Origin of the sequence: uncultured Paraglaciecola sp., from assembly GCF_937123705.1 — a bacterium.
GTDB lineage: Bacteria > Pseudomonadota > Gammaproteobacteria > Enterobacterales > Alteromonadaceae > Paraglaciecola.
Window position 1 is genome coordinate 1 of record NZ_CAKZKO010000192.1, and the last position, 4,556, is coordinate 4,556.

Annotated in this window: 5 protein-coding genes; all 5 read right to left on the minus strand. The window is 43.8% G+C overall.

What is annotated here, in order from left to right; genetic code table 11:
* Window positions 1–71: 71 nt before the first annotated feature.
* Complete coding sequence (locus tag Q0688_RS23710) at window positions 72–272, minus strand: hypothetical protein (RefSeq protein ID WP_299083125.1); 201 nt, start codon at window positions 270–272, stop codon at window positions 72–74.
* Window positions 256–1,797 (minus strand): hypothetical protein, encoded by a 1,542-nt coding sequence (locus Q0688_RS23715; RefSeq protein ID WP_299083127.1) that lies wholly within the window; start codon window positions 1,795–1,797, stop codon window positions 256–258. The genes Q0688_RS23710 and Q0688_RS23715 overlap by 17 nt, the downstream gene beginning before the upstream one ends.
* On the minus strand, window positions 1,778–2,290 hold the full coding sequence (locus tag Q0688_RS23720) for a terminase small subunit (RefSeq protein WP_299083129.1): 513 nt from the start codon (window positions 2,288–2,290) through the stop codon (window positions 1,778–1,780). Before Q0688_RS23720 ends, Q0688_RS23715 begins: the two co-directional genes overlap by 20 nt.
* A gap of 4 nt (window positions 2,291–2,294) precedes the next feature.
* Window positions 2,295–4,205 carry a hypothetical protein gene (locus Q0688_RS23725; protein WP_299083131.1) on the minus strand — a complete coding sequence of 637 codons (1,911 nt, stop codon included), beginning with the start codon at window positions 4,203–4,205 and terminating at the stop codon, window positions 2,295–2,297.
* A 3-nt stretch (window positions 4,206–4,208) separates the two neighbouring features.
* Window positions 4,209–4,556: hypothetical protein (locus Q0688_RS23730; RefSeq protein ID WP_299083133.1), on the minus strand; the 348-nt coding region annotated here is incomplete at its 5' end.

A 4,556-nucleotide genomic window follows, 5' to 3' on the forward strand; every position in this document is an offset into this window, starting at 1 on the left:
ATTTTAATTTACTGTTTTAGTTTAACCATCAATGACACTTCGTCAACGTTTTTGTTGTAAAAATGTCACACTTATTTATAAGGATCATAATCATGCCCCTGAGCGCGATGAATATTAGGGCTTTGTCTGTTTATTGCCTCTTGTTCTTCCCTGCTTCTAAACTGGATTTCAACTTTCGGATAAAGCTCACCCTCATCAGGCCCTTCTCTGAATTTTGCCCCGCTCTGTTTCATCTTTGCTATAGCTGCCGATGTTCTATGCGTATGGGTCATAATCACCGCCTTGTACTTGTGACACATCAGGATGATGTATGCTTGTTACGCCAACCCTAGGGGCTACTGGCAATGCGTATGTCAAAGCAAGTGCGTCACCAAAGTCAGGGGATGACAGACCACGCTTCTTCATATCTTCTTTCTTCTCAAGTTGGATCAAATTCTCTTTCTGATAACCGTATTCAATACCAGTTAAATCTGTCTTGATCTCAACCTGATTTGGGATCGCAACACCATCCTTGATTGCTGCCTTCATTGTTCCCCACATCTCAGCTCTCCAATTGACGTACACAGCAGGGTTTACTGCTCGCCCTCCGAATTGTACCTCAATGACATTCTTCGCACTCAGCTGGTTTAAGCGGTCTACTACACCACCACCTACACCGCCACCATCGACAAATATTGCATCGCAATCAAACTCGATAGCCAACTCATGAACCTTTGCAGCTAATGTCATTGTGTCAATGCCTGAATAGCTACTCATATGAATATCACGAGCGTTACGACCACGACGAATGAGGATTACAGATTTATCTGATCCAAAGCGAGCCACGTCAACACCCATGATGACGGGCTGCGTCATAATTACATCTGGCGTATCCATCTCAGCACAGCGATCCACATCTTCAGACGATATGAATTGCATTGATCCGGCACGAGGAAATACACCGCGCACACGCACACGCACGAAGTCACTGTCTTCGCCGTAATCTTCCACCCACTGATTGAGCTTCTTCTTGTTGGTGATATTCACATCACGGCTGTCAATTACAATAGACTTCCAGCGATGCCTAAACCGATTGAAGCATTCAAAGAATGATCCTGTATTCTTAGTGGGATTTCCCCACACGAAACGCATGGGTTCACCATCTGTCAAACCACCCTCGGACACTTCCCAAATCTTATTCGGAACGGCACTGGCCTCATCAAAGATGTAGAATGGTGTACTGTTGGCTGCATGGAGGCCAGCAAAGCTTTCACTGTTCTCTTCACGACAAGTCTGAGCATCACAGCGCCAACTCTCAGGAGAGCTGACAGAGTACAGGTTCATATTGCCTTTGCCGTTGTTATAGGTAAACCATTCTTGAGTGATGCACTTCTTCCACCACTTACCAAGCTCTGACCATGTTTTTGTTTTTAGCTGCTCACCAGTATTCGCTGTCACAACACCCTTGGCAAATGGTCGGGTTGTCATAATAAATAAGATCAACCATGCTGTCAGTGTAGACTTACCGATACCATGTCCTGATACTGTAGCCATCTGAATAGGATCGACAGCATTCTTGCCATCAAATCCTCTGTCTTTAATTTCTGCGCCGAGATCATCAAGCCACTCACAGGCCCACTTGTCCGGCCCGAACTCACTATTGTATTTAGACGCCCACGGTTCCTCAAGCTCAACCATCTGAATTGAAGGATCAATATCCCAAGGAAAGGCGTACATCACAAAACCCATTGGATCGTCATAGAACTTCGCAATGTCGTCAATGAGCATTTGCTCGTGATCAATCTCTCGTTGAGCCAAGACGCTTCCTTGATTGCATTAGACGCTCGCCCAAACTTCCTTTAACGTTCACATCAACAGTTTCTTTAAAGGCATTTACCGATACGTGCTGACCAAGCATATGAAGGATGCGTGTGCGATCCATAAACTTGACCTTCTTCGTGTATCCGGAACCATCATGATTAACCTGTACATCAATACCTGATATCATTCGTTGCCACACATCGGGCCACTCGCTTATGTCTTTCAAGCCACCATCGTCATTCAGTATCTCTGAGATCATCGCCTTCTGCATATCGCCCAGCTGAAGAAGAACAAAGTCAGCATCAATCTTTGTACGCTCTGATCTTTCTATCTTCGCCTTATTAATAAGGTCTTTTACCGCAGGCATATTGAGCATTTTGCTTGCTGTTACTTTTGAACAATTAGGTGAGTATCCAGCCCGAATAGCCGCTGCTGACCCATTGTTGTCAATGAGATATTCATCAACAAACTTTGCCTGTCTTATGTTCAATTCCTTAGCCATCATAAGTCCTCATCACTGATGATATTGGATCAGATAGTACGGACTGTAAGAACCGATATTCGGATGGTTCAGAAGGTGTAACGCCACCAACTAAAGTGCAGACAAGCGGCCCCGTTGTGTAGAAGTTGTCATTGTTAGCAGCGTTTGCCAGTGTGGTTACGAGATTGGCATCGTCAGGGAACGTAACCGCATTATCTACCAAGTCACTGCCATAAGCTTCGTCTGCTGCTGGCTGCGCTTGATCAGCGTTTACCTTGCGGATATAGATAGTTTCCGCCGCTATTGCAGATAGACTTGGATGCAGATATTCAAAATCTATTGTTCCCGCATTGATATCAAAGTCAATTATCTTAGCTGGTATTCTTGTGCTTCCAGTAAACGGATAATCTTTGTGAACCTCGATATTCCCACCACCATTTACAGCGGAACCTGAACCACCATCAAAGAAGCCAGCCGGAACATGAACTGTTCGTACTGGTAAAGGTATATCCAGAAACGTTGTCGATCCAGCAACTTGAACATGATCCGTAACAATCGTGAAATAACAATCCTGATATGTTGTCTCAACCTTACCTGTTATCGGGCCTACTGCGGTTCCTGTTACTTCTTCATCATTGTCTTCGCCATCCGTGTAATTGATACGTGGCACAATCATTGTTCCAACATCAAATGCGGTCAGAACATAAGTCTCGTTATCTGTGTCTGCAATAACAACACCATCACGCAACAACGCGCGAGTAAAAGAGCCTAAGCCATCAACGTCAGCTAAATTGTCGGTGATTGTAATTGTCTCACCTTGACGCAGTGTTCCTGTTATAGATACCGAACCTGTAGGCTCATTATTAACTGTTGTTGGTACTGGAGTTCCTGCACTAGCAAAGGTGCTAGAGTTTTTAATACTTTCATATTCAGTAGCAAACCAATCATTACTAAACTCCTCAATAGACGTTCTGAGCATCCCCATATCGGCATTGGCTCTTGTTGTTCCGTTGTGGTATGTTCCTATTAAGTAGTCAGCGCCATCACCCATAGCTGTATCTACGGCAGGAGGCGTTATATCCCCATTCGGTGAACCATTAGTAAGCAATTGCATTTTAGACGAAGTATGCATAACAACACTATGATATACGTTACTATTTGATAAGCCTGACGTTGGGTCTTTTTGATCATGATCTGGTGGATTGTCAGCACGTGCGCGACCATTTGTGAATAAGTGACGCCAATCGCCTGAACCATCCGTGTTCCAGTTTCCCATAATAGCATGTGTATTACCTGTCCATCGGTTATAATGCCATCCAGATATCATATAGGTAGTGCCATCGGTGAGCATGTCACCAGAACTTAAAATCTCTAAACTGTGATTATATGTGTCAAACTCATGCCAGTAAGCATCGTCAATAGGATGGTTTGTTGTTTTTCTTATGCCTGTGTCTAGTTTATTTGTAGCATCATAACCATTGCCAGTACTATCAATATACGGAGCCGCAGCCTCGTTCAAATGATGCACTGAGCGATATCGTGACCATACGTTGTTACGCCCATAAGTCGCACCAACAGCTACCGCGCTTGCGGCGGCATTACGATACCAAATATATATTATTGTGTCTGAATTATACGATAAAGTTGGTATCTTAACCCAAGCCAGAAACCTACGACTACTTGCCGTTGCATGTGGCGTACATTGCAGAACTTGACAGGCCAACTCATTAAGGCCGTCACTATCACTTGTAAAACGTATTTCATCAGCACTCAGCATAGATGCACTACCCGCATCAATTGCGGTTGTGTCCAGATGGTCTAAAGTAACAGGAACGGGAAAATTAGTATGATTAGACGAACCTGAAACCTTAGTATTGTCTATGGTAATTGCTTGGCTATACGCCCAATCATCTGGAAAGGCCATGCTTTACTCCGTTGTGTGAATTGTGCTGTCAGTGAACGAAGAACCTTCGATGCAAACATTATCGGTTTGAGTGAACTCGCCAATTCTACCGATTGTACAAGGTACATTTGCTGTATCGCCAAAGAAGAAGTAATTGTTCTTAGCTTCTGCATTGTCTGTGCTAGAAAAATCCATACCAGCCGTTAAGTTTAAATCATTCCCGCTGTCATCTGTCACGACCACTAAATTATATTGCGCAATAACATCATTGTTTTGTAAGCCTGGGTCTTGCGCTTGAGTAGCATCATAGAAACCACGAATAAAAGTCTTGTTGTTATCGTGATATATTCTATTGAAGTTAAACCTAGCTGT

Bases quoted from the DNA above. Each gene is read 5' to 3' on its own strand.
- Q0688_RS23710 (WP_299083125.1), bottom strand. From the start codon at position 272: ATGACCCATACGCATAGAACATCGGCAGCTATAGCAAAGATGAAACAG.
- Q0688_RS23725 (WP_299083131.1), bottom strand. From the start codon at position 4,205: ATGGCCTTTCCAGATGATTGGGCGTATAGCCAAGCAATTACCATAGAC.